Origin of the sequence: Pseudomonas sp. JY-Q (assembly GCF_001655295.1) — a bacterium.
Taxonomy (GTDB): domain Bacteria; phylum Pseudomonadota; class Gammaproteobacteria; order Pseudomonadales; family Pseudomonadaceae; genus Aquipseudomonas; species Aquipseudomonas alloputida.
The window spans coordinates 2,741,629-2,766,651 of sequence record NZ_CP011525.1; the positions used below are offsets into that span (position 1 = coordinate 2,741,629).

The 25,023-nt window shown below is 63.0% G+C and carries 22 protein-coding genes; 12 read left to right on the forward strand and 10 right to left on the reverse strand.

Features of this window, described 5'->3' with window-relative positions:
* Positions 1-272 precede the first annotated feature (272 nt).
* From AA098_RS28390 to AA098_RS12445, 5 genes are all read left to right on the forward strand, one after another.
* Positions 273-1,163, forward strand: coding sequence for an RHS repeat-associated core domain-containing protein (locus AA098_RS28390; protein WP_177342674.1), 891 nt, complete (start codon positions 273-275; stop codon positions 1,161-1,163).
* 305 nt (positions 1,164-1,468) lie between these two features.
* Positions 1,469-3,379: a sigma-54-dependent Fis family transcriptional regulator gene (locus AA098_RS12430; protein WP_014859944.1), complete on the forward strand. Its 1,911-nt coding sequence runs from the start codon at positions 1,469-1,471 to the stop codon at positions 3,377-3,379.
* 1 nt (position 3,380) lies between these two features.
* Positions 3,381-5,114, forward strand: coding sequence for an ABC transporter ATP-binding protein (locus tag AA098_RS12435; RefSeq protein WP_003247992.1), 1,734 nt, complete (start codon positions 3,381-3,383; stop codon positions 5,112-5,114).
* The gene (locus AA098_RS12440; RefSeq protein WP_064614278.1) at positions 5,104-5,781 is read left to right on the forward strand and encodes a S8 family serine peptidase; all 678 of its coding nucleotides are present in this window, start codon (positions 5,104-5,106) and stop codon (positions 5,779-5,781) included. Before AA098_RS12435 ends, AA098_RS12440 begins: the two co-directional genes overlap by 11 nt.
* Positions 5,774-7,087: an NAD(P)/FAD-dependent oxidoreductase gene (locus tag AA098_RS12445; protein ID WP_060538859.1), complete on the forward strand. Its 1,314-nt coding sequence runs from the start codon at positions 5,774-5,776 to the stop codon at positions 7,085-7,087. The genes AA098_RS12440 and AA098_RS12445 overlap by 8 nt, the downstream gene beginning before the upstream one ends.
* A gap of 57 nt (positions 7,088-7,144) precedes the next feature.
* Here the strand turns inward: AA098_RS12445 and AA098_RS12450 are convergent, their stop codons facing one another.
* The 3 genes from AA098_RS12450 to AA098_RS12460 all read right to left on the reverse strand — a co-directional run bounded on the left by AA098_RS12450 (position 7,145) and on the right by AA098_RS12460 (position 11,437).
* Positions 7,145-8,101, reverse strand: a complete 957-nt coding sequence (locus AA098_RS12450; protein WP_060544951.1) for an RHS repeat-associated core domain-containing protein — start codon at positions 8,099-8,101, stop codon at positions 7,145-7,147.
* A gap of 389 nt (positions 8,102-8,490) precedes the next feature.
* Positions 8,491-9,804, reverse strand: a complete 1,314-nt coding sequence (locus AA098_RS12455; protein WP_003247999.1) for a hypothetical protein — start codon at positions 9,802-9,804, stop codon at positions 8,491-8,493.
* Between the two features lie 139 nt (positions 9,805-9,943).
* A complete protein-coding gene (locus AA098_RS12460) occupies positions 9,944-11,437 on the reverse strand; it encodes an aldehyde dehydrogenase (protein WP_003248002.1) in 1,494 nt (497 codons plus the stop codon).
* Between the two features lie 403 nt (positions 11,438-11,840).
* Between AA098_RS12460 and peaA the strand changes: the two genes are divergently transcribed.
* The 5 genes from peaA to AA098_RS12485 all read left to right on the forward strand — a co-directional run bounded on the left by peaA (position 11,841) and on the right by AA098_RS12485 (position 18,168).
* Positions 11,841-13,406, forward strand: a complete 1,566-nt coding sequence (gene peaA / locus AA098_RS12465; protein ID WP_029611842.1) for a quinohemoprotein amine dehydrogenase subunit alpha — start codon at positions 11,841-11,843, stop codon at positions 13,404-13,406.
* A 48-nt stretch (positions 13,407-13,454) separates the two neighbouring features.
* Entirely contained in the window at positions 13,455-14,885 is a 1,431-nt protein-coding gene (gene peaB / locus AA098_RS12470) for a quinohemoprotein amine dehydrogenase maturation protein (RefSeq protein ID WP_054888987.1), read from the forward strand.
* Between the two features lies 1 nt (position 14,886).
* On the forward strand, positions 14,887-15,210 hold the full coding sequence (gene qhpC / locus AA098_RS12475; RefSeq protein WP_003248007.1) for a quinohemoprotein amine dehydrogenase subunit gamma: 324 nt from the start codon (positions 14,887-14,889) through the stop codon (positions 15,208-15,210).
* A gap of 31 nt (positions 15,211-15,241) precedes the next feature.
* Positions 15,242-16,360 carry a quinohemoprotein amine dehydrogenase subunit beta gene (gene peaD, locus AA098_RS12480; RefSeq protein ID WP_064614280.1) on the forward strand — a complete coding sequence of 373 codons (1,119 nt, stop codon included), beginning with the start codon at positions 15,242-15,244 and terminating at the stop codon, positions 16,358-16,360.
* Between the two features lie 134 nt (positions 16,361-16,494).
* Complete coding sequence (locus AA098_RS12485; protein ID WP_003248011.1) at positions 16,495-18,168, forward strand: fatty acid CoA ligase family protein; 1,674 nt, start codon at positions 16,495-16,497, stop codon at positions 18,166-18,168.
* A gap of 404 nt (positions 18,169-18,572) precedes the next feature.
* On the opposite strand, the gene AA098_RS12490 is transcribed toward AA098_RS12485, so the two are convergent.
* Together AA098_RS12490 and AA098_RS12495 are read right to left on the reverse strand one after the other, a co-directional pair.
* A complete protein-coding gene (locus tag AA098_RS12490) occupies positions 18,573-19,166 on the reverse strand; it encodes a DUF4157 domain-containing protein (RefSeq protein WP_033726962.1) in 594 nt (197 codons plus the stop codon).
* A complete protein-coding gene (locus AA098_RS12495; protein WP_003248015.1) occupies positions 19,153-19,716 on the reverse strand; it encodes a TetR/AcrR family transcriptional regulator in 564 nt (187 codons plus the stop codon). Before AA098_RS12495 ends, AA098_RS12490 begins: the two co-directional genes overlap by 14 nt.
* An 89-nt stretch (positions 19,717-19,805) precedes the next feature.
* Between AA098_RS12495 and AA098_RS12500 the strand changes: the two genes are divergently transcribed.
* Both AA098_RS12500 and AA098_RS12505 read left to right on the forward strand, forming a co-directional pair.
* Positions 19,806-20,537 (forward strand): SDR family oxidoreductase, encoded by a 732-nt coding sequence (locus tag AA098_RS12500; protein ID WP_003248017.1) that lies wholly within the window; start codon positions 19,806-19,808, stop codon positions 20,535-20,537.
* 29 nt (positions 20,538-20,566) lie between these two features.
* Positions 20,567-21,181 carry a 2-hydroxychromene-2-carboxylate isomerase gene (locus tag AA098_RS12505; RefSeq protein ID WP_064614281.1) on the forward strand — a complete coding sequence of 205 codons (615 nt, stop codon included), beginning with the start codon at positions 20,567-20,569 and terminating at the stop codon, positions 21,179-21,181.
* Here the strand turns inward: AA098_RS12505 and AA098_RS12510 are convergent.
* From AA098_RS12510 to AA098_RS12530, 5 genes are all read right to left on the reverse strand, one after another.
* The gene (locus tag AA098_RS12510) at positions 21,154-21,453 is read right to left on the reverse strand and encodes a hypothetical protein (protein ID WP_012052548.1); all 300 of its coding nucleotides are present in this window, start codon (positions 21,451-21,453) and stop codon (positions 21,154-21,156) included. The two genes, AA098_RS12505 and AA098_RS12510, sit on opposite strands and share 28 nt — an antisense overlap.
* A gap of 2 nt (positions 21,454-21,455) precedes the next feature.
* Positions 21,456-22,001, reverse strand: a complete 546-nt coding sequence (locus AA098_RS12515) for a cupin domain-containing protein (protein WP_003248033.1) — start codon at positions 21,999-22,001, stop codon at positions 21,456-21,458.
* An 81-nt stretch (positions 22,002-22,082) separates the two neighbouring features.
* The gene (locus AA098_RS12520) at positions 22,083-23,288 is read right to left on the reverse strand and encodes an MFS transporter (protein WP_064614284.1); all 1,206 of its coding nucleotides are present in this window, start codon (positions 23,286-23,288) and stop codon (positions 22,083-22,085) included.
* Positions 23,289-23,369: 81 nt separating this feature from the next.
* On the reverse strand, positions 23,370-23,903 hold the full coding sequence (locus AA098_RS12525; RefSeq protein ID WP_003248038.1) for a cytochrome b: 534 nt from the start codon (positions 23,901-23,903) through the stop codon (positions 23,370-23,372).
* Positions 23,900-24,952, reverse strand: coding sequence for a catalase family peroxidase (locus AA098_RS12530; protein WP_064614286.1), 1,053 nt, complete (start codon positions 24,950-24,952; stop codon positions 23,900-23,902). Before AA098_RS12530 ends, AA098_RS12525 begins: the two co-directional genes overlap by 4 nt.
* Positions 24,953-25,023: the final 71 nt, after the last annotated feature.

Below are 25,023 nucleotides of genomic sequence, written 5' to 3' on the forward strand. Positions count from 1 at the left end.
GCCAGAATCAGCAGCAAGTGATCAGGTTCTAAGGTGTCTTCGCGGGCAAGCCAGTTCCTATGAACTGACGCTGCCTCGGACTTGGCGCGGGTTTGTTAGCGAAGATACCGTGCAGGCGATTTATCTTCGACCTGATATTTTTGATAGTTGCGCCTGTGTTGGAGTAGGCCATTGTTCAGTAAAGGTTGGTTGAGAATGGGATAGGCAATGTTTAATTTTTTTACAAGGGGCAGCGATTAGCTGCCAAGGTGAGTACGGATAAGGCTTGCAGTGTGTTTGCTGGTGTTAATTTGGTATTGGGAGAGATCTGCGAAGAAACGCATTTGCTTCTGGCTGCAGATCGACAAAATTCCATACTTCGGGCCCGAAGCACGCGATGCTATAGCCCTTATGGGTTTGATCAGGCTGCCTCCAGAGAATCACTCCTTGGTTATAATGGTGAGCATCGAGATGTGGCATCTGAATGCGATCTACTTGGTAGTGGGGTGCGTGCCTACAGTTCGATGTTGATGCGTTTTTTTTCACCTGACGTGATAAGTCCATTTGGCGCGGGTGGGATCAATGCGTACGCATATTGTGAGGGAGATCCGATTAATTATCTCGACACTGACGGGCGAATGAAAGTGCCAGTCATACCTTCCCCTTGGACATCTCGGCAACCTTACGGTGTAAGCTGGCGGTCGCATGCTATTCAACGTGCGCCAAAGCCCACGCCCACGACGCTGTCCGCTATGTCGGCGCTTGTTGACACGATACCGGTTAATGGCAGCCATCCACTTTACTTGAAAATGGCTGGTAGGGAGACGTCAGGGGGGGCGGTGCCCGAGATGTTTTGGATAAGCAAAAAACGCGAAATGCCGCGCGCGGGGGAGTTTGCGAAAAACATGGTTGCACAGGCGCGGAGACAAGGTGTGAAAAGTGAAACTCAAATTTCTGATGACCTGCTGATAAGTGCGATTGAGTACAAGGTCTTAAATGGTGGAGGTGGCTTGAGTGAGTGGGGCGGGCGCGTTGCGCTGAGTCGGCTGAAATATGTTGATGATAACAGCGCGCAGACTACCCTCAGGCGACTCATTAGTGAAGTGGTACGCTCCACTCATCCAGAATTTTATGATCCCGTTTTAGCTAAGCGACCGAATACGAGCTCAGTGTTTTCGTCGTAGGCTAAGTTTGGTTGATGGAATGACGATCTCTTCCAACGGTGGGAGCGCCTGGTTTGATCGGGATTGCACGGGTATCAAGTTTGGCGCAAGCTCTGTAGGAGCGGGTTTACCCGCGAAGCGGCCGGTGCAGGCAACACCATCATTTGATTGACGCCGATACCCGGGGGCCTCCACTCAAACCGCGCGCCATGCCCCAGCCACGACGCATTCACCAACCAGATGACGCCCAGCCATTTCTCCCGCACACTGCGGAAAATTCCCAAGCCCGTACCCCGTCACATCGCGGGGCACAGCCGGAGTAGAAAATGGCGCGACAACTTATAACAAACGCCCACGACCCGCTGCACGAATCCCGCGAGGCCCGCCTGAAGCTGGCCAGCGAAGGCGAACTACCGCTGGGCATGCTGCGCGACGAGATCGACGCCTCCTGGCGCCGCAGCCTGGGCCACGGCCTGGACTGCCTGCAGGGCGAGCAGGTCGGCCTGGGCCTGGAACAGGGCCATGACCTGCGCCTGCTGCTGGAGCGCAACCGCCTGCTGATCGATGCCGTTACCCCCGAACTCGACTACCTGGTCGCGCGCCAGGGCAAGGCTGGCATCGTCATCCTCGGCGATGCCCAGGCCAACGTGCTGGCCATCGAAGGCCAGAAGCACGTGCTGCAACGCGAAGGCCTGCGCGATCTGCACCCGGGCAGTTGCTGGAGCGAATCGCTGCGTGGCACCAATGCCATCGGCACGGCCGTGGTCGAAGGCCGGCCGACGCTGATCAACTGCGGCGAACATTACCTTGACCGCCTGAGCCCGTTCTCCTGTACTTCCGTGCCGCTGCGCGACCCGCGCGGCGAGGTGATCGGCGTGCTCGACATCACCCGCGAAGGGGTGATGGCGCAACCGCAGGACAGCCTGTCGACCCTGATGCTGGCAGCCGGCAACATTGAAAGCCGCCTGTTTGGCCTGTGCCACCCGGACCAGCTGGTGCTGGCCTTCCACAGCCGCCCGCAGTACCTCAACAGTGCCTGGCACGGCCTGTTGGCCCTGAGCCTGGACGGCGAAGTGCTGGCTGCCAACGACAGTGCCTGCCAGCTGTTGCAGGTGCCGCGTCACGAACTGATTGGGCGGCGTAGCACCGACCTGCTGGGCGAACGTTCCCCGGCCTTTATCGCTCGCCTGTGGCAGGGCGGGGTGAGCAGCGTGCAGACCGCCAAGGGCGAGTTCTATTTCCGTGCCCTACAGCTGCCGCGCCATGGTCGGGTCAGCCCCAGCACACCACCTGGCAAGCCGGCCTTGAGCAAACAGTCGCCGGCACTCGATGCTCTGGCCGGAGGTGATCAACGCCTGGCGCGCAACCTGCGCATGGCTCGCCAGGGGCTTGGCAATGGTTTGCCAGTGTTGCTGCTGGGCGAAACCGGTACCGGCAAGGAAGTGGTCGCTCGGGCCTTGCACCAGGCCAGCCCGCGTGCCGACAAACCGTTTGTGGCAGTCAACTGCGCGGCCATTCCCGAAGGGCTCATCGAGTCCGAGCTGTTCGGCTATCGCGAGGGCGCCTTCACCGGTTCGCGCCGGGGTGGCATGGTCGGGCGGCTGATGCAGGCCCATGGTGGCACGCTGTTCCTCGACGAAATCGGCGACATGCCGCTGGCCCTGCAAGCACGCCTGCTGCGGGTGCTGCAGGAGCGCCGCGTAGCACCCTTGGGGGCGGGTGACGAGCAGGACATCGACGTGGCGCTGATCTGCGCCACCCACCGCGACCTCAAGCGCCTGGTGCAGGAACAACACTTCCGTGAAGACCTGTTCTACCGGGTCAACGGCGTGTCGCTGCGCCTGCCGGCCCTGCGCGAACGTGATGACCTGGCGGCGATCATCCAGGGCCTGCTGGACAAGGCTGATGCGCGTGGCGTAACCCTCGACCCGGCGTTGACCGCGTTGCTCGAAGGCTTCGACTGGCCTGGCAACATCCGCCAGCTGGAAATGGTGGTGCGCACCGCCCTGGCCATGCGCGAGGATGGCGAGCAGGTGCTGACACTCGATCACCTTACCGACTGCCTGCTGGACGAACTCGCCAGCAGCGCAGCGCCCTCCGGCAGCCTCAAGGACAGTGAACTGGAACAGATCCGCGGTGCTCTGGCGCGCCACCAGGGCAACGTCTCGGCCGCCGCCGAGGCACTGGGTATCAGCCGGGCGACGCTGTATCGCAAGCTCAAGCAGTTGCGCGGCTGACGTGGGCGGCCTGTTCGCAAGGCTGGTGGATTCCAGCGACCCTGTACTCATGCGCCAGGCGTTGGCCTGGCTGTATGGTTTCGTGCGCCCACACCGGCGTGCCATCGGCCTGTTGCTCGGCTTGTCGCTGGGTGCATCGCTGCTGGCGCTGGCGCAACCCTGGCTGGTCAAGACCCTGATCGATGAGGGGCTGCTGGCCAAGGATTACCAAACGCTTTGGCACATGGCGGCAATCATGATCGGCGCGGGCCTGCTGGGCACTGTGCTGGCTGGGGTCAACCGCTACCTGCATACGCGCTTGTCGGGGCGCATCCTGTTTGCCCTGCGTGACGACCTTTACCGCCATCTGCAGCAGTTGTCGCCGACCTTCTACGGGCGGCGGCGTATCGGCGACATTCTTTCGCGGCTGGATGGCGATGTGGCAGAGATCCAGCGCTTTGCCGTGGACTCGCTGTTCTCGGCGGTGTCGGCGGTGATCGGCCTGGTGGGCGCGGTGGCGTTGATGCTGATGCTGTCGTGGCAGTTGTCCCTGTTGTTGGCGCTGCTGGTGCCGATCGAGGTGCTGTGGCTGCGCTGGATGCGGCGCAAGGTGGAACGCGAAGTGCGCAACCTGCGTGAGCGCTCGGCGGATGTGTCGTCTTTTCTGGTCGAGACCCTGCCGGCGATGAAGTTCATCCAGGCGGCCGGCCAGCAAGGCCGGGAAGCAGGGCGCCTGGACCAGCTTGGGCAAGGTTACATGCGCCAGCTGCTGAAGGTGCAGGTGACCGAATTCTTCACCCAGGCCATCCCCGGCACGCTCACCTCGTGGTGCCGCGCCTGTGCGTTCCTGGTCGGTGGCTGGTGGGTGATCCAGGGTACTTGGCAGTTGGGCGCGTTGATCGCCTTTTCTACCTACATGGGCATGGCCGTGGGGCCGGTGCAGAGCCTGCTGGGCCTGTATGTGGCGGTGCAGCGCATGGCCGTGAGCCTGGGGCGGGTCATGGAGCTCAAGCGCGAAGCGGTGACCGTGCATCAGGCAGTCAATCCGCAGCCCATCCCCGATGGCCCAGGCGAGTTGCGCCTGGAGGCGCTGAGCTTTGCCCATGAGGGGCGCCAGGGTGCGGTACTGAACAACGTGCAGGTGAGCATCCCGGGTGGCCTGAAAGTCGCCATCAGCGGTGCCTCCGGCGTGGGCAAGTCAACCCTGATCGACCTGCTGCAGCGCTTCTACGACCCGGACGCCGGGCGCATCCTGCTGGATGGCGTCGACCTGCGCGACCTAGACCTGGCTGCGCTGCGCAGGCGAATCGCCGTGGTCAGCCAGGACATCGTGCTGTTCCGTGGCACCCTGGCGCAGAACCTGGCTTATGGCGTGCCCGAGGCCAGCCGTGATGAACTGGAACGGGTGGTGCGCCTGGCGCGGCTGGACAGCCTGGTCGACAGCCTGCCGCTGGGCCTGGATGGCTTGCTGGGCGAGCGCGGCCAGCAGTTGTCCGGGGGGCAGAAACAACGCATCGCCATTGCTCGTGCAGTGTTGCAGGCCCCGGCGATCCTGGTGCTGGACGAGGCCACTTCGGCGGTGGATGAGGCCACCGAACGTGAAGTGATCGCGGCCATCGACCAGCTGTTCGCCGGCCGTACGCGCATCCTGATCAGCCACCGGGCTTCGACCCTGGCCGATGCCGACCTGCACCTGCAACTGCATGACGGCCAGTTGCAGGTGCTGGCGCAGGAGGTGATCAAGCATGGGCACTGACGTGCGCGTTGGCATCATCGACAGCGGCTGCTCGCCGGAGCAGGCCAACGGCTTGCGGGACGCCCGCCGTTTCTGGCTGGAAGACGGCCAGTTGCGCGAAGGTGAAATGCTCCCCGACCAACTTGGGCACGGCAGTGCGGTGCTCGCCAGCTTGCAACACCAGGCCGGTCCTGTGTCGGTGCTGGTAGCCCAGGTGTTCAGTGCCCAGGCCAGCACCAGTGCGTTGCAGGTGGCTGCCGCATTGCTGTGGCTGGTGGAGGCGGGGGCCACGCTGGTCAACCTGAGCCTTGGCTTGCAGCAGGACCGGCCTGTATTGCACCAGGCCTGTGCCGAGGCTTTGGCCGCAGGTGTGGTGTTGTGTGCATCCAGCCCGGCGCAGGGTGGGCCGGTGTTCCCGGCCAGCTACCCAGGCGTCATTCGGGTCACTGGCGATGCCCGTTGTGCACCGGGCCAGTGGTCGTGGCTGGGTACTCGACAGGCGGATTTTGGCGCGTACGTGGGCGCGGGTGAGCGGGCGGGTGCGAGCCTGGGTTGCGCGGCGTTGAGCGGGAAGATTGCCGCCTTGCTGCGTGATGCCCAGGGAATGGACCGCCAGCAAGTGCATGACTGGTTGCGTGAACATGCGGCCTTCAAAGGGCCCGAGCGGCGAGGTGGCCGCCATGGCTGAGTTGCGCATTGTGGTGCTGGGCGCCGGCCCTGCGGGTGCCGCCACGGCCATTGGCTTGCGGCGGTTGGGTTACACCGTGACGGTGGTGTCGCAATGGCGCCGTTTCGCGGCAGTTGAAGGCGTTTCGCAGCGGGTGCTGGAGGGCTTGCGTCACGCAGGCCTTGGCGGGGCCTTGAGCCAGGCGGCCATGCCGGCCACTCGCCAGGTGCTCTGGAACGGCCAGCACCTGCACATGAACCAGGAGTTTTTGCTCGACCGGCAACGCTTTGACCAGGCGCTGCGCGAAGACCTTCAGCGCGCAGGCGTGAGTGTGGTCGAGGGGCGGGTGCGTGAGGTCGTGCAGGGGGTCGGTCATCATGTGCGCCTGGACGATGGGCAGGTGCTGACTGCTGATTTCCTGGTCGAGGCCCGAGGCCGTCAGGCACCCCTGGCCGCAGACCGCCTGCGTGGGCCGGAAACGGTCAGCTTGCTCAATGTCTGGCAGGGTAGCCCTGGTGCGCCTGCGTCGGCGGTGGAGAGCCTGGAGGATGGCTGGGCGTGGATGGCACGGCTGGAAGATGGCCGCTGTTACTGGCAAGTCACCCAGGACGCTGCCGGGCTGCCGGGAAAGGCTGGGCTGGCAGCGTACTGCGTGGCGTTGCGGGGCCGCAGTGCGTTGGTCGCTGAACTGTTCAACGATCAGGCATTGATACCGGCACAGGTGCATGCACGCAGCAGTAGCGCCATTCTGGCGGGTGAATGTGTCGGGCAGGACTGGATCCGGGTGGGGGATGCCGCCATGGCTGTTGACCCGCTGTCGGGCAACGGGATTTTTCAGTCGCTCTCTTCGGCATTGCAGGCGCCGGTGGTGATCAACACGTTGCTGCGCAGGCCTGAGCGGGCCGAGTTGGCGCGGCAGTTTCACCAGCAGCGGGTCGAGCAGCTGTACTTGCGTTTTGCCCGCATTGGCCGGGATTTCTATGCCCAGGAACAAAGCCGGGTGGGGCAACCGTTCTGGGCCCGGCGCCAGGGTTGGCCGGATGCGCAACCCCTGCATCAGGCGGCTGATTGGCAAGCGGTGCGGGTTGAGCGGCGGCCGGTGCTGCGTGACGGGCTGGTGGATGAAGCCGAGGTCGTGGTGACAGCGGATCAGCCGTTGGGGGTGTGGCATTTGCAGGGGGTGGAACTGGCGCCGGTGGTGCGACAAATACGCAGTGGGCGGCCTGTTGAGGCGGTATTGTCGGGGCTTGCGGGTGAACAGCAGAGGAGCGTGCGGCGGTGGCTAAGGGAGCAGGGGTTGGCTTGGTTTGAGACCAGGAGGCGGTAAATCAGCCCTACTGGACACCGCACTTGAGGTCTGGGTCATGGGGGGGCACGTTCACTCTTACAGCCGTCTGATGTTATTGCTTAATGAGTAATTATCCCTGGGATGAAGAGCTAAGGCCTCCGTATTGCCTGGAGAAATTGTCACCGGATGGTAGAGAAATTTCTTATGGTTTTCTGAGCCTGGCTTGAAAGTGTTGGACTCGACAATTTCGATTGCATAGCGGTCAGGGGTATACACCTCACGGACGTGTACGGGGCCCTGATATCCCGTCACAGATGATTGAGTCTTGTTCATGAGTTGTTCCATCATCGAAAGTCCACCGCCATGAGGACGGTTTGCAGAGTAACAGGAGATTAGATGGATGGGTTGTTGGGAAGCATCGATGCCCAGCTCATCGTTGAGGGCCGCTAGCATCTTGGTACCCGATATCAGGTTACCCCGACTCATCTGAATTTTTCCTGGTGCTCCATGCCCGTAGATGTTCAAGACGAGCCCGGTGGGACTTGACAGGTCCGAGGTCCAGAAAACTGCAAGATCATCCAACCTCGCAGCCCAGCCTTCATAGCTAAAGGCTATTTTTCCGATACCGATGGGTTGATGCCCAGAAGGGTCTCGTAAGTTTATGGGGTCGCCCAACACGTAGGTATAGGCATTAATTCCACCCCGATCGAATGGAGCATCATGATCGGGACTTTGGAATCGCATAATAACCGGATTGTATAGCCTGTAGCCGTTGCCCAGAAGATAATTTCCCGTGAGTGTATCGCGGTATTCTCCTTTGAATCCGAAATGGATGGGGTTTTTCAGTCCGTCATGGCCATAAGGGGAATAGGCGATAGCTCTGCGTTCATGTTCAAAAACGGAGTTGGCCACGTCTGTTGGCATTAACGATGTACGCGGCAGCAAACCTGATTGCTGCAGTGCGAGCAGTTGCTCGCCCTGGCGAAAAGCTGTACGGGCAGTGGTTTTCTCGATGCAGCTATGTTGATGTGCGCCTTGATAAAAAAATCTCATGTCAATCTCCGGTTCTCTCAGAAAATCATCCATGGGAGATGAATGATGTGCAGCTTGAGAGACAAGAAGCTACTGGCAAAATTGACAGGGTCTATGGAGGCATTGCTTGCTGAAGCTCAGACCCCACTCGTTCGTGGCTCGATCAATACATTCACCCCGGTTGATTGTCGAGTGTTAAATTGCTACCTACATTGCCCGAAGATATTAAAGTCTGGGCGCGACAAGGCGGACCACGAGCGTATTACCCAATATATGGGGGGCTTCCTCGCGGTGTGCCGGTCAGGTACTGCAAGATGAAAAGTATGAGCAAAAAATTGGCGAGCCATTACGCTTGAGCGCCTGGTTTGGCAGATGTGCTGATGGGCCGCAAAGCGGCCCGGGATTTCTAATCAGAAAAAGGTCCCGACAATCAATTGCAGGTAAGTCCCGGTATCCCGCCCGCCCAACTGCGTACCGCCATTGGCCGCACTGCGCTCCGGCTTGTAGAACCCCACCACCGGGCTGATCAGCAGGTGGTCGTTGACCATCCATTCCACATACAGATCCAACTCGCGCCCGCCAAGGTTGCCCTGGTCGGTGTCCAGCGTGTCGAAGTCGAAGTACAGCGCGCCGACGGTCAGGTTGTCCCGTGGCTTGCCCTTCAGCGCTACATGGTGCACTTGGCTGTTCTTGTTGAAGGGCCCGGCATAGTTGGCTGCCACTTCACCCTGGAACCAGGTACCGTAACCCCGGCTCAGGCCATAGAACAGCGGGTCGAAGCCTTCGGAGAAGCGGCTGTAGCGGTAGGTGGCGGTGGGTGACCAGGGCAGTTGGGAGAAGGTCCAGTTGCCCTCCAGGTACCAGGCATTCTCGCGCCCGCCGGTCTTGTCCTGGGTCACGTACTCGGCGGCCAGCTCCAGGTCTTTGACGCCCAGGTTGCCGCGCCCGCGCAGGCTGGCGGTGTCCATGCCGTCGCGGTGTTCCAGGCCCATGATCTGCGCGTAGCGCTGGTCCACGTCGAGGCCGCGGATCCAGCTCAGGCCGACGGTACCGGTATCGGCGACGTGCTCCAGGTTGGCGACCGCCAGGGAAGTGTCGGCCTGGTAATGGTTGTCGGACTTCAACCACATCAGGTCACCGCGCCAGCCCTGGTTGCCACCCAGGCGCAGCACGGCGGTGCGGTCGAAGGCCTTGCGTGCGGCCAGGTAGTAGGCACCGCCGCGATCGAAGTTGGCCCCCAGGTCGACCTTGCCCAGGTTGACCGGGTCACCCTGGATCAGAAAACCATCACCCAGGGTGACGACCTGGCGGCCACCGGAAATGTCCACGCCATCTTCGCCCAGCGCCGGGAACAGGTTGGCCGAGCGCCAGCCCAAATACAGGTCTTCGATGGCGGTGCGGCGTTCGTCACCCAGGGTCAGGCCGGCGGCGTCGCCATCGCCCCAGGTGGCGGAACTGAGCAGGCTGAAGGCCCCGTAGAGGGTGCCGCTATCGGCCAGGGTCTGGCTGCCGCTGAGGCCGTATTTGACGTAGCCTTCCTGCCAGGCGGTGCTGCCGGGTTGGCGGTTGCCGGCCTGGTTGAAGCTTTCGTCGCTGTGGAAGACGCCGAACAGGGCTTCGAGGTTGGCGTTGAGGGTGGTGCCATCGTGGTTGTACAGCTCGTAGGCTTGGCTGGCGGGGGCGGTTAACAGCAGGGCCAATGTGCAGGCGAGTGTGTGCCTCATGGGTTTGCTCCATGGTTTTTATTGTTGTTTTTGTGTCGCCTGTACCGGCCTCTTCGCGGGTGAATCCGCGCCTACAAGGCACGTGATACCGGGTGTAGGAGCGGGTTCACCCGCGAAGAGGCCGGTACAGGAAAAAGGATCAGAGCTTGATCAACACCGATTTCAGCTCGGTGTAGTGCTCGATGGCCGCTGAGCCCATCTCACGACCAACGCCAGACATCTTGTAGCCACCAAACGGCAGCGCCGGGTCCAGCGCGCTGTGGCAGTTGACCCACACCGAGCCGGACTTGATGCGCGGGATCATGCGGTGCACGGCGGCCAGGTCGTTGGACCAGATACTTGCACCCAGGCCGTAGGGATTGTCGTTGGCCATGCCGATCACTTCGTCGATGTCATCGAATGGCATCGCCACCAGTACCGGCCCGAAGATTTCTTCCTGTACCAGGCGGTGACGCTGGTCCACATCGACAATCACCGTCGGCTTGACGAAGTAACCAGGCCCGAAACCTTCACCCCCGCAGGCGATGGTTGCACCCAGTTCGCGGCCAAGCTCGATGTAGCCGGTGACGCGGTCCTGCTGCTTGGCTGAAATCAGCGGGCCCATCTGCACCGCCGGGTCCAGCCCGTTGCCCAGCTTCATGGCATTGGCAATTGCGGCGATGTCGGCCACCACATTGTCGAAGTGCTTGCGGTGCACATATAGCCGCGAGCCTGCGCAGCACACCTGGCCCTGGTTGAAGAAGATCGCCGTGGCCGCGCCGGCTGCGGCTTCCTGCAGGTTGGCGTCGGGCATGACGATGGTCGGCGATTTGCCGCCCAGTTCCAGGGTGACGCGGGTCATGTTGTCCATGGCCGCCTTGCCGATCAGCTTGCCGACCTCGGTGGAGCCGGTGAAGGTCAGTTTGTCTACGCCGGGGTGGCGGCTGAGCGCGGCGCCGGCGTTCAGGCCAGTACCGGTAACCACGTTGAACACGCCGGCCGGGTAGCCGGCCTCGTCGACCAGCTCGGCCAGCTTGAGCACGCTCAGTGGGGTTTCATCGGCAGGCTTGAGCACCACGGTGCAGCCGGTGGCCAGTGCCGGGCCGAGCTTCCAGCAGGCCAGCAGCAGTGGGAAGTTCCAGGCAACGATGGCGCCAACCACGCCCACTGCTTCGCGGCGCACGAAGCCGTGGAACTGGTCGTTGGGCATCAGCGGCATGGACGCTTCGACGGTGCTACCCTCGATCTTGGTGGCCCAGCCCGCCATATAGCGCAGGAAGTCGATGGCCAGTTGCACGTCCATCACCTGGGCCACGGCGGCGCTCTTGCCATTGTTCAGGCATTCCAGTTCGGCCAGCTGGCGCGCATCGCGCTCCATCAGGTCGGCCAGGCGCCACAGCAGGTTCTGCCGCTCGCGCGGGCGCATGCGGCTCCAGGGCGAGTCGTCGAAGGCCTGGCGCGCAGCGCGCACGGCGCGGTCGACATCTTCGGCCTCGGCGGCCGGCACTTCACCCAGCACCTCGCCGGTGGCCGGGTTGCGGAACGACAGGGTGCGACCGCTGGCGGCGTCCTGCCAGTCGGCACCGATGCGCATCTTCAGCTTGCGTTCGAGAAAGGCGCGGGTGGCGGGCAGGATGGGCAGTTCGGAAAGCATGGGGCTGTGCCTCTTGTCATTGGATGTGACGGGCACTGGCGCAATGGCCGTGCCAACCTGGGCAGATGGCCGCAAAGCGTTGTGGGCGTTGGGTTTTGCCTGAGCGCAAGGCTGCGTTTGCCAGGTTGCGCTGTTGCACATTGAGACGGTGTGAGACGGTGGTGAAACAGTGGCTGTTCGGCCTCTTCGCGGGCCCTGTCTCAACATGAAACACCCTGTCGCGAAATGGCACGCTGCAAATGGCCATCCCGGCTCCTGGCCAAGCCCCGAAAACCGCTTAAAGGGTTGAAAGGAAACGCTTTTACCCTAACTGGCACAGTTCCTGTATCACAACCGTCACATGCACACCTGCTGTACCAAAGCGTGCGAAAACGATAAGAACAACAACCGTGGAGGTCTGACCTTGAAGACAACTCGACTCCGGCGGCATGCGGGCAAACTGGCGCTGGTCGCCGCCGCGCTGCTGAGCACCCAGGCCATGGCGGCCGAGCAGGGCCCGAGCCTGTTGCAGAACAAGTGCATGGGGTGCCATATCCCCGAAGGCAACGACACCTATAGCCGCATCAGCCACCAGCGCAAGACGCCGGAAGGCTGGCTGATGAGCATCGCCCGCATGCAGGTGATGCATGGCCTTCAGATCAGCGACGACGACCGTCGCACGCTGGTCAAATACCTGGCCGACAAACAGGGCCTGGCGCCCAGCGAAACCGATGGCGTGCGTTACGCCATGGAGCGTCGGCTCAATACCGTCGAGCACTTCGACACCCAGCTCAGCGAGACCTGTGGCCGTTGCCACTCGGGTGCCCGTGTCGCCTTGCAACGGCGCCCGGCCAAGGAGTGGGAACACCTGGTCCACTTCCACCTTGGCCAATGGCCGTCCCTTGAATACCAGGCCCAGGCGCGTGACCGCGACTGGCTGCCGATCGCCCTGCAGCAAGTGGTGCCGGACCTTGCCAAGCGCTTCCCGATGGACAGCGCGGCCTGGGACGAATGGCAGAAGGCCAAACCCAAGGCGGACGTACTGCCGGGGCAGTGGGCATTCAGCGGCCATATGCTGGCCAAGGGCGATGTACGTGGGGTAATGAGCGTCACGGCCGGAGAGGGCGATACCTTCAAGGTCGAGGTCAAGGGCGCTTACGCCGACGGTACACCGTTCAACGGCAGCGGCTCGGCCATCCTGTACAACGGTTATGAATGGCGGGGCAATGTGAAGGTTGGCGATGCCAACCTGCGTCAGGTGTTCGCCGCGCTGGATGGCGAAATGAAAGGCCGTATGTTCGAAGCCGATCACGATGAGCGCGGCCTGGACTTCAGCGCCGTAAAAGAAGGCAAGGCGCAGTTGCTGGCGGTACAACCGGCGTTCATCAAAGCCGGAGGCGAAAGCGAAATCACCCTGGTTGGCAGCGGCCTGACTGGCAAGCCGGACCTGGGCGCCGGGGTGGAAGTGACCGAAGTGCTGGAGCAGACCCCGACCCTGGTAAGGGTCAAGGCCCGTGCCGCGGCCGATGCCAGGCCAGGGCTGCGCGAGGTGGCGGTAGGTGCGCTCAAGGGCGTGAACCTGGCGGTTTACGACAAAGTCGATGAAGTGAAGGTCGTGCCGGCGTTCTCCATCGCGCGCATTGGCGAGAACGGTGCCTCCGTGCCGAAAGTGCAGGGGCGTTTCGAGGCCGAAGCCTGGGGCAAGGATGCCAATGGCCAGCCGCTGCGTATCGGCTACCTGCCGGCCAGCTGGAAGGTCGAGCCGTTCAACGAGCGTGCTGTCGAGGATGAAGACGTCAAGTTCGCCGGGCAGATGCAGGCCGACGGTGTGTTCGTGCCAGGCGGTGCCGGGCCCAACCCTGAGCGCAAGATGATGACCAACAACGCCGGTAACCTGAAGGTCATCGCCACGCTGGCCGACGGTGGCCAGACCGGCGAAGGGCACATGATCGTCACCGTACAGCGCTGGAATAACCCGCCGCTGCCGTAACGGCAGGCTGCAACGGTTTTCCAACGGATCGATTATCGGGAGGTCGCCATGGGCGTACTACTGAACCTGGTCGAACGCAACCTGCACGAAGTACAGGTTGATGCCGACCGCATGCTGTTCCATATCCCCAGCAGTTCGCTGTTCACCGCTGACGCGGTGACCGGCGGCATCATCGACACCTTGCGCCAGCAAGGCTGCTCGGCCGAGGAGCTGATGCAGCGCCTTGGCCAGCAGTTTGCCGGCGACGATATCCAGGACACCCTGCGCGAGCTGATCGCGCTGGAGCTGGTCAGCGACGGCTCGCCGCTGACCCCGGAAATCGCCCTCAGGCAAGTCGAGCGCACCGCACTTAACACCGTGGTGCTCAACGTCAACACCGGTTGCAACCTCAGCTGCACCTATTGCTACAAGGAAGACCTGGACAAGCCTTCCGCCGGCAAGAAGATGAGTACCGCCACCGCCGAAGCCTCGGTGGAGATGCTGCTCAAGGAATCACCCAACGAGCAGCGCTACAGCGTGGTGTTCTTCGGTGGCGAACCGCTGTCCAACCGGCCGTTGATCGAGCACATGGTGGCTTACTGCGAGCGGCGGTTCGCCGAGGCGGGCAAGCAGGTGGAGTTCATCATGACCACCAATGCTACCTTGCTGACCGAAGAAATCATCGATTGGCTCAACGCCCACCGCTTTGGCCTGTCGATCAGCATCGATGGCCCCAAGACCGTGCACGACCGCAACCGTATCACCGTGGGCGGGCAGGGCACCTATGACGTGGTGCGGCGCAAGGCCGACCTGCTGCTGTCGCGCTACACCAGCCGGCCGGTGGGCGCGCGGGTCACGCTGACCCGTGGCATTACCGACGTTGAAACCATTTGGAACCACCTGTTCAACGAAATGGGTTTCGCCGAGGTCGGCTTTGCCCCGGTTACCTCTGGCGACATGGCCGACTTCAACCTCACTGCCGACGAGCTGGTGCAAGTCTTCGCCAACATGAAGGCACTCGGCCGGCGCTACCTGGAGGCGGCACTGGAGCACCGCAACATCGGGTTCTCCAACCTGCATCAGCTGATCACCGACATCCACGAAGGCCACAAGAAGGCCCTGCCGTGTGGCGCCGGGTTGAAGATGCTGGCAGTGGACCACGAAGGTGAGTTGAACCTGTGCCACCGCTTCACCGGCTCCAGCCTGCCCACCTTCGGTAACGTGCACCAGGGCGTGAAGCAGGTGCAGCTCAACGACTTCCTGTCGCAGCGCCTGGACCGCAGCAACACCGGCTGTGAAAGCTGTCGTATCCGCAACCTGTGCTCCGGCGGCTGCTACCACGAAAGCTATGCGCGCTACGGCGACCCGCAGCACCCGACGTATCACTACTGCGAACTGATGCGCGACTGGGTGGACTTCGGCATTGAAGTCTACAGCCGCATCATGGCCGCCAACCCGGCCTTCATCGATCGCTACATCACCCCGCGGAAGGCGCATTGACATGAAGCACTTGAAGCCCCTGAACAACAAGGCGCGCATCCTGGAGCAGGCCGCCGCCGAAGACCGTGTCGAAGACGTGATGGCAATGAGCGCGGTGGCCGGCTGCACGGCCACTACCGACCCCGGCTGGGAGGTGGACGCCTTTGGCGGCGTGAGCTCGCTGTGCCAGCCGATGGAGGCCGACCTTTATGGTTGTTCCGACCCTTGCTGGTGGCCGGCCCAGGTGCCGGACATGATGAGCACCTACCAGGACTGGAACGCCCAGGCGACCAACTCGGCAGAGGACTGGCGCAACCTCGGCACCGTGTTCCCGAAAGACAAGTGACGGCCCAACAAGAATGACAAGGGGAAACCGCATGAAAGCTGGACGCTGCGCGCCATTGGCGCTCACCATCGCCGCCATGGGCGCCGGGCTGGCACAGGCCGACGACACTGGCCCGGCACTGAAGGCTGGCCACGAATACATGATCGTGACCAACTACCCGAACAACCTGCATGTGGTCGATGTGGCCAGTGACACGGTCTACAAGAGCTGCCGGATGCCGGACAAGTTCGGCCCTGGCACCGCAATGATGGCGCCGGACAATCGCACCGCCTACGTGCTCAACAACCATTACGGCGACATCTACGGCATCGACCTGGACACTTGCAAGAACACCTTCCACGCCAACCTGTCCAGCGTAGCCGGTGAAGTCGGCCGGTCGATCTATTCGTTCGCCATCAGCCCAGACGGCAAAGAGGTGTATGCCACGGTCAACCCGACCCAGAGGCTGAACGACCATTACGTGGTCAAGCCACCCCGGCTGGAGGTGTTCAGCACCGCCGATGGCCTTCAGGCCAAGCCCGTACGCACCTTCCCGATGCCGCGCCAGATGTACCTGATGCGCGCTTCCGACGATGGCAGCCTGTACGTTGCCGGGCCGGACATTTACAAGATGGACGTGAAGACCGGCAAATACTCGGTAGCCCTGCCGCTGCGCAACTGGAACCGCAAAGGCTACAGCGCCCCGGATGTGCTGTACTTCTGGCCGCACCAGAGCCCGCGCCATGAGTTCACCATGCTGTACACCATTGCCAAGTTCAAGGATGACAAGCAGGACCCGGCCACCGCCGAACCGCTGTATGGCTACCTGAGCATCGACCTGAAGACCGGCAAGACCCACACCCAGGAGTTCGCCGACCTGACCGAGCTGTACTTCACCGGCCTTCGCTCGCCCAAGGACCCGAACCAGATCTACGGCGTCCTCAACCGCCTGGCCAAGTACGACATCAAACAGCGCAAGCTGATCAAGGCGGCTAATCTGGAGCACACCTACTACTGCGTGACGTTCGACAAGAAGGGCGACAAGCTTTACTTGGGCGGCACCTTCAATGACCTGGCGGTGTTCAACCCGGATACGCTGGAAAAGGTGAAGAACATCAAGTTGCCGGGTGGTGACATGTCTACCACGACGCCGCAGGTGTTCGTTCGCTAAACCGGTGTGTGCCTCTTCGCGGGTAAACCTACAAAGGACGGCGTCACATTTGAGGCCGGTGGAGGTTTTTGTAGGAGCGGGTTCACCCGCGAAGAAGCCAGCACAGAAAACACAAGAACAACAAGAGAACGCCCATGCCCCAGCCAAGCTACACCCAGGGCAACCAGGACAAGCCCCTGCTGACCCAATGCATCGGCGACGCCTTCGACGCCACCGTGGCCCGCTTCCCCGAGCGTGAGGCGCTGGTGGTTCACCATCAGGCCCTGCGCTACACGTGGCGGCAACTGGCCGACGCCGTCGACCAGCACGCCCGCGCGCTGATGGCCCTGGGCGTGCAGCCCGGTGACCGTCTTGGCATCTGGGCACCCAACTGCGCCGAGTGGTGCATTACCCAGTTCGCCAGCGCCAAGGTTGGCGCGATCCTGGTCAACATCAACCCGGCCTACCGTTCCAGCGAACTGGACTACGCCCTTGGCCAGTCCGGCTGCCGCTGGGTGATCTGTGCCGATGCGTTCAAGACCTCCGATTACCACGCCACGCTGCAGGGCCTGCTCCCGGGCCTGGCCAACGGCCAACCGGGCGCGCTGATCTGCGAGCGCTTCCCCGAGCTGCGTGGCGTGGTCAGCCTGGCGCTGTCGCCACCGCCGGGCTTCCTGGCTTGGCACGCATTGCAGGCCCGTGCCGAGGCCGTCAGCGGCGAGGCCCTGGCCGCGCGCCAGGCACAACTGCGTTGCGACGACCCGATCAATATCCAGTACACCTCAGGCACCACCGGTTTCCCCAAGGGGGCCACCCTTAGCCACAGCAATATCCTCAACAACGGGTACATGGTCGGTGAAAGCCTGGGCCTTACCGAGCACGATCGGCTGGTGGTGCCGGTGCCGCTGTACCACTGCTTCGGCATGGTCATGGCCAACCTTGGCTGCATGACCCACGGCAGCGCACTGATTTACCCCAGCGATGCCTTCGACCCGCTGGCCACGCTGCGGGCAGTGGCGCAGGAAAAAGCCACTGCGCTGTATGGCGTGCCGACCATGTTCATTGCCGAACTGGACCATCCGCAGCGTGGTGAGTTCGACCTGTCGAGCCTGCGCACCGGGATCATGGCCGGCGCGACCTGCCCGATCGAGGTGATGCGTCGGGTGATTGGCGAGATGCACATGGCCGAAGTGCAGATTGCCTATGGCATGACCGAGACCAGCCCGGTGTCCTTGCAGACCGGTGCCGCTGACGACCTGGAGCGTCGCGTGACCAGCGTCGGTCGCACCCAGCCCCGGCTGGAGAGCAAGGTGGTGGACGCCGAAGGCAACACTGTCCCGCGTGGCGAGATCGGCGAACTGTGCACCCGCGGCTACAGCGTGATGCTGGGTTACTGGAACAACCCCAAAGCCACCGCCGAGAGCATCGACGCAGAGGGCTGGATGCACACTGGCGACCTGGCGGTGATGGACGAGCAGGGCTATGTGCGTATTGTCGGACGCAGCAAGGACATGATCATTCGCGGCGGCGAGAACATTTATCCGCGCGAGCTGGAGGAGTTCTTCTTCACCCATCCGGCGGTGGCCGATGTGCAGGTGATTGGCGTGCCGTGCAGCAAGTACGGTGAAGAGATCGTGGCCTGGGTGCGCCTGCACCCGGGGCATGCTGTCAGTGAGGAAGCGTTGCGTGAGTGGGCGAGGGCAAGGATTGCGCACTTCAAGGTGCCCAGGTACTTCCGTTTTGTCGACGCGTTTCCGATGACGGTTACGGGCAAGGTGCAGAAGTTCCGGATGCGCGAGATCAGTGTCGAAGAGCTGTCTGCCAGATGACCTTTTACGTGCCCAAGGTGAACGCCTTGCTCAAGATTCGAACATCCTGCGCGGTCGCCCGTAGGAGCGGGTTCACCCGCGAAAGGGCCGGCCCTGCTGGCCAATCTCTACCCGCTGTTCACCGTCGCAGCCGCCACCGTATTCGCGGGTAAACCCGCTCCTACGCGGTCGCGGACACACAGCGGGAGTTGAACACATGCCGTTGTAGGAGCGGGTTTACCCGCGAAGGGGCCGGCCCTGCTGGCCAGTATCCCTGGCCATTCACCGTCGCAGTCGCCACCGTATTCGCGGGTAAACCCGCTCCTACGCGGTCGCGGACACACAGCGGGAGTTGGACACATGCCGTTGTAGGAGCGGGTTCACCCGCGAAAGGGCCGGCCCTGCTGGCCAACATCCCTGGCCAATCAGCGGGCCAGGCCTGAACGACGCTCGCGCAGCGCCTTGTCGACTTCGGCCTCGATCTTGTAGGCCGGCCCCTCCAGGTCGTCGTAGTTACGCGTATAGCGTCGGGCAAACGCCTCCACGCCCAGCTCCTGATACTGCTGCACATGCTTGAGCTCGTGCGCCCACAAGGCCACGTTGTCCTCGGCATCGGCGGCCCGGCGGAAGATGATCGTGTCGATCAGTGTAACGGCGTTCACATCGGGGTTCTGCAATAGCGCATTGGCTGCGCTCATCTGTTGCTCATCCCCCACCCGGAAGCGCGCCGCGTCGAGCACGGCAAAGTCATACCAAGGTTCAAGCTGCGCCCGAATATGCAACGGAATCGGCTGCACTCCGCTGGCCGTGGCTTCGTCGCGGGCCTGGCGCAAGGCGTAGGTCAGGCTGGACGAGGCCATGACCTCCACCTCCTTGAGGATCTGCCCGGCCTGGCCTGGGTCGATCGGGGCGCAGAAGCAGCCCATCAGGCACACTTGATACTGCCCAGGCGGGCAGGCCTGTTCGGCAAGCGCTGGCAGGGCCAATAGCAAACTCAGCAGGGCACTAATCCGTCTCATGCAGGGCCTGTTCGACAAACTGGCGGCTGGCGCCCAGTACCTGCGCTTGCACGCTTTCACTGGCCAGCATGCGCCCGACCAGCAATGCCCCTACGCACTGGCTTATCAGCACCCAGGCTAGCTGCTCATCCTCCAAGGTTGTGCTCCAGGCCTGGTGCAGCTCTACCAGCCAGTGCTCAGCCACTTCACGCACCGGCGTGTCGGCCCGGGCGATTTCCACACCCAGCGGCGGCAGCGGGCATCCACCTTCGGCATTGCGCAGGTGGGCCAGGCTCAGGTACTGCTGCAGACAGCGGCCCAGGCGTTCGCGGTTGGCGCCTTGGCAAGCCAGGCGTGCCAGGGGGCTGTTGCTCAGCTCCTGGCGTACCACCTCGGTAAACAGGTCGTCCTTGGACGGGAAGTGGTTGTAGAAGGCACCGCCGGTCAGGCCGATCGCTTTCATCAACCCGGCCACGCCGGTGCTGGCAAAACCCCCGCGTTTGGCCAGCGCGCCGCTGCTGGCCAGCAACCGTTCGCGGGTTTGCTGTTTGTGTTCGTTGGAATAGCGCATTCACATGCCTCGGCAGACAGGCTTGACGATGACCGCGATCATAGCATAGCGTTCGTTTACTAAACGATCATTTACCCATGGAGGCAGGCATGTCAGACCAACAAAAAGTCGTGCTGGTGATCGGGGCGGGCGACGCCACTGGGGGTGAGATCGCCAAGCGCTTTGCGCGTGAGGGCTATATTGCCTGCGTAACCCGGCGCCAGGCCGACAAACTGCAGCCGCTACTGGAGGAAATACACGCCGCTGGCGGCCAGGCCTACGGTTTTGGCTCTGATGCGCGCAAGGAAGAGGAGGTGACCGCGCTGGTGGAGACTATCGAGCGTGATATAGGTCCGATTGAGGCATTTGTCTTCAATATCGGCGCGAATGTGCCGTGCAGCATTCTCGAGGAAACCCCACGCAAGTACTTCAAGATCTGGGAAATGGCCTGCTTTGCCGGTTTCCTCACCGCGCAGGCGGTGGCCCGGCGCATGGTTCAGCGTGAGCGCGGCACCCTCCTGTTCACCGGCGCTACAGCCGGTACCCGCGGCGCAGCCGGTTTTGCCGCCTTCGCCGGCGCCAAGCATGGCTTGCGTGCCCTGGCACAGAGCATGGCGCGCGAGTTGGGGCCACGCAACATCCATGTCGCCCATGTGGTGGTGGACGGAGCCATCGACACGGCCTTCATCCGTGACAGCTTCCCCGAGCGTTATGCCCTCAAGGACCAGGATGGCATCCTTGACCCGGCGCACATTGCCGACAGTTACTGGTTCCTGCACGCCCAGCCCCGCGACGCCTGGACGTTCGAGCTGGACCTGCGCCCCTGGATGGAACGCTGGTAAACCCCCGTTAACACGCAAGGACCGTCACCATGCACACGTCTGTCGATTTCTTTTTTGACCTGGGCAGCCCGGCCAGTTACCTGGCCTGGACCCAACTGCCGAACCTGTGTGCCCGCCACGGCGCTACGCTGCGCTACCGGCCAATGCTGCTTGGCGGGGTTTTCCAGGCTACCGGCAATGCTTCGCCGGCCATGATCCCGGCCAAAGGGCGCTACATGTTCACCGACCTGGCACGCTTTGCCCAACGCTACGGTGTGCCGTTCGGGGTGCCGCCGGGCTTTCCGGTCAATACCCTGACTTTGATGCGCGGCGTGACAGGTACCCAGTTGCATTCACCGGATCGGTTCGAGGCATTGCTATCGGTGCTGTTCACTGGGCTGTGGGTACGGCGCCGCAACCTGAGCGACAGCGCTGTGCTGAATGAAACACTCGTGCAGGCAGGCTTCGACCCGCAGGTTTTTCATGCCCTGGCCGCTGACAGCGAAGTAAAAGCTGCGCTAAAGCAGGCGACCGAGGCCGCTGTGGCGCGCGGGGTGTTTGGCGCGCCCACCTGTTTTGTCGGTGATGGCATGTTCTTCGGCCAGGACCGCCTGGACTTTGTCGAGGAGGCGCTGCGTCAGGGGGCCAGCAGCCTCTCCAGCTGAGTGCGCTCCCACAGGCTGAGCAGGTCGGTGGGGTTGGTGCCATAGCGCTGCCAGTGCTCGAGCCCGGCCTGTTCGCCGCCGGGGGCTTGGCAATGAACGCAATGCGCCAAGCCTTCAGTATCCAAGGCCAACGTCAGTTGCCAGCCCTGGATACCGACATCGACCAAGCCACCCTCGCGGCGTGCAGCCACCTCAAGGTGGTGCACGCCAAGGGCCACATTACGCAGGCACTGATAGACATCCCGGGCGCTCAGTGAAGGTCTGTGCGTCAAGATCAGAAATTCGCCGGCGTGTTGGCGCTGATGATCTCGGCCTCATCCGGGCCGATGTTCTTGAAACTGTGCGGCAGGGTCGTGGGGATGTAGTAGCCGTCGCCCGAATTGAGGACGCTGACCTGGCCGTCGACCCACAGCTCGACGGTGCCACGGGTGACCAACCCGCATTCTTCGCCTTCAGCGTGCACGATCGGCTCGCCAGAGTCGGCGCCGGGTGCGTACAGCTCACGCAGCATGCGCATTTGGCGGCCTTCGACGCTGGCGCCGACCAGCAGCATGCGCAGGCCATTGCGGCCCAGGTCGGGTTGTTCGCCACCACGGAATACGTAGCGTTCCTCACGCACCGGCTCGTCGAAGCTGAAAAACTCCGCCAGGCTCATGGGGATGCCCTCGAGCAGTTTTTTCAGGGAGCTGACCGAAGGGCTGACGCGATTCTGCTCGATCTGCGAGATCGTCGAATTGGTCAGCCCGCTGCGACGGGCCAGTTCCCGTTGGGAGAGGTTGTTGCGTTCACGCACCAGTTTGAGTCGCGTCCCCGTGTCCATAGCCGCCTTGTAATCAGAGGTGTCAATAATAATGAGCGATGCGCATTAAAACACACTCTGCGCCCTTGCGCGCTGTGCTTCTCAAACCCGCTGCTCACGCGGCATTGGCCATAGCCCGACCAGCAGCAACAGCACGGCCACGGCCAGGAATGGCAAGCGCGGATCAAGGGCATACACCAAGGTACCGGCGAGCGGCCCGATCACCGCGCCCATGCCTTGGGCGGCGCCAATGGAGCCGGCCGTGGCGCCTTGTTCGGAGGCCTGCATGGCATTGGCCGCCAGTGCCGAAAACGCCGGGAAGACGAAGCCCATGCCCGCCGCCGCAACAAAATAGCAAGCCCACAGCCAGGGGGCCGTGGTGGCCAGCGAGCCACAGGCAAAGCCCAGTGCCGATACCGTGGCACCCACCCGGATCATCTTCAGCGGTGGCCACTCCAGTTGGCGCAGTATCACCTGGGCCAGCATCAGTGCCACACCCACGGTGGTCAGGGCGATGCCAGCCGCCTGGGCCGCTTCGGCAGGGCCCAGATGCAAACGGTCAAGGGCAAAGAAACCGACGATGATCTGCGACACGGTCACGCTGAGCATGGCGCTGAATGCCACCAGCAGCGGCCGGCGCAGGCGCGGGTCGTTCAGCCGCACCGGGCTGGAGGCGTGGCTGTGCGGCAGCGCCTGTGGTTTGAGGGTGAAAAACAGCACGAGGAAGGCAGTGGCCGGCAGCAGCGACATGATATGGAACGGCAGGCTCAGGCTGTGCCGCGCCAGCAGTGCGGCCAGCGCCGGCCCGACCACCAGACCGACGGCGTTGGCCGCCCCCAGTGAGGCCATGGCCCGCGCCCGGCGTTGCGGCTCGACATGGTCGGCGATCAGCGCATTGCAGCCCACCGGGATGGCGGCATAAAAGGCGCCGATGCAACCACGCGCGATCATCAGGCCGATGAACGCCAAGGTCGCCCCCGGCATCCAGCGCAGTGCACCTTCGACGAACAGGCACAGCAGCCAGTAGGCCAGGGTGAAGCCGGCGCTGCCCAGCAGCAGGATGCGCCGGCGGCCCAGGCGGTCTGCCGCGCGGCCCCAGGGCCGGGCCAGCAGCACCCAGACCACGCCGGCCACGGTCACGGCGGCGCCGGCTTGCCAGGTGGCCATGCCAAGCTGGCGGGCTATCGGGCCGATCAGGGCGACGAAGGCCATCATCGACATGGTGCAGGCCATGTTGGCCAGCAACAGCGGGCGCAGGTTCAGGGTGCTGGCAGGCAGAAGGGTTGCAGGATCCTTTGCGACGTTCATGGGCAGTCCAGGGCAGAGTGGCAAACAAAACCGATATTATTAGGAATCATTATCGATTGTCGAACCCCGTGCTGCTACCGTTCACTCGCTGCGGTGCAAGGGGCCAGGCCACATGCTACGCAACACACCGTCACGGCGCACCCACGCATGCATCAAAGCGGCCCCCACATGCACCAGCACCGTGGCAAACAGCAGGTAGCCGGCCCAGCCATGGGCCTGGCGCAACACAGCATATAGCTGCAGGTTGTGGGGGGCGATGGCGGGCAAGCCGAGCGGGCGCGGGTAATCGCCTGCCGACAGCATGGCCCAGCCCAGCAGCGGCATGGCCAGCATCAGGCCATAAAGCAGCAGATGCGAGGCTCCGGCGGCCCAGCGCTGCAGTTTTGGCAGATCGTTCGGCAGGGGCGGGTGAGGTAGGGTCAGGCGCACAGCAATGCGCAGTACCACCAGCACCAGCAGGGCCAGCCCGGTGGCCTTGTGCAGGCTGATCAGCACCGGGTGGCGTAGCGACAGGTCGGCGACCATGCTCACGCCGATGAACAGCATGGCCAGAATCAGCACGGCCATCAGCCAGTGCAACACGCGGGCGAAAGGGTGGAAGGCTTGAGGTTTCATGGCTTGGCTCCGGTGCTGAGCGATTCGCGGCTACGGCGGTTGAACGATTCGGAATAGGCGGCCGAGCGGGCGGCGAGGATCGGGTCGGCTGACGCCTCTATGCCGCGGGGCAGGATCAGCGGGTCGAAGTTGAGATCGCGGCAGGCCCCTTGCTCGGGGGCGTCTACCTGTTCCAGTACCAGAGTGCCAGCGTCCACGCTGCGCCGCTCGGCGGGCCACGGCCGGGCAGGGTCGTCCACGGCATCGCCAGGTTCGGCCAGTACCAGGCGCAGCGTCCAGCGCAACGGGCCTTGGGCAAGGCGCTGCTGCAAGTCGTGTTGCAGGAATTGCTTGTCATCAACCTGCGCGGGTAATGCCGCAAATGCAGTTTGTGGCTCGAGCTGCCAACGCACCGGGTGGGCCGCACCCGCTGCGTCGATCAGGCGGAAGGCATTGATACTGTGGTACTGCGTGTTGGCGAAGCTGTCGCTGGGTTTGTAACCCGCCGCCCATTGGCGAAACGCCGTGCTTTCCGGGTGAGCGGCGAAGAACGCCTGCAGCTTGCCAGGGTCCGGTTTGCCGGTTGCCGGGTCTGGTGCGCTCGCCAGTACTTGCTGGTAGAACCCTTGCGGCGTGCTGACTGCCAGCACCGGAGGGTTGTTCATGCCGGTCCGCCAGACCTGGCCATCGTCGGTGCTTAGCTCAATCGCCAGGCTGCGTACGGGTATACCCGTATCCGGGGCGAACGGGTTGGCGCCGCCGATGGCAAAACGGCCCACCACCGGCACCCGTTGCTGGCTGAAGGCGCGCGCCGTGGACAGGTTGGCGGCCTGCCCGCTGGCCTGGAAGTAGCCGCTCACGCACAAGCCCTTGGCGTGGTTCTTGCGGTAGCCGGGGTAATGCCCGGCTTGGGCTTCGAAGGTGTCGATGATGCGCTGTGGCGTCAGTCGGGGTTCGCCGAGCCAGCCAGCGGCATAGGCAAAGCCGGCACCTGCGGCCAACAGCACGCCGCCAATGGCGGCCAGGCGCAAGGCTTTGGCCGAGCCGTGCAAGGGTGTGTTCATGGTCATCGTCCGGTTCAGTGAAGGTGCCAGTACGACGTGTCAGAGAAAAAGTTATTCCCTCATTGGGAATAGAATGT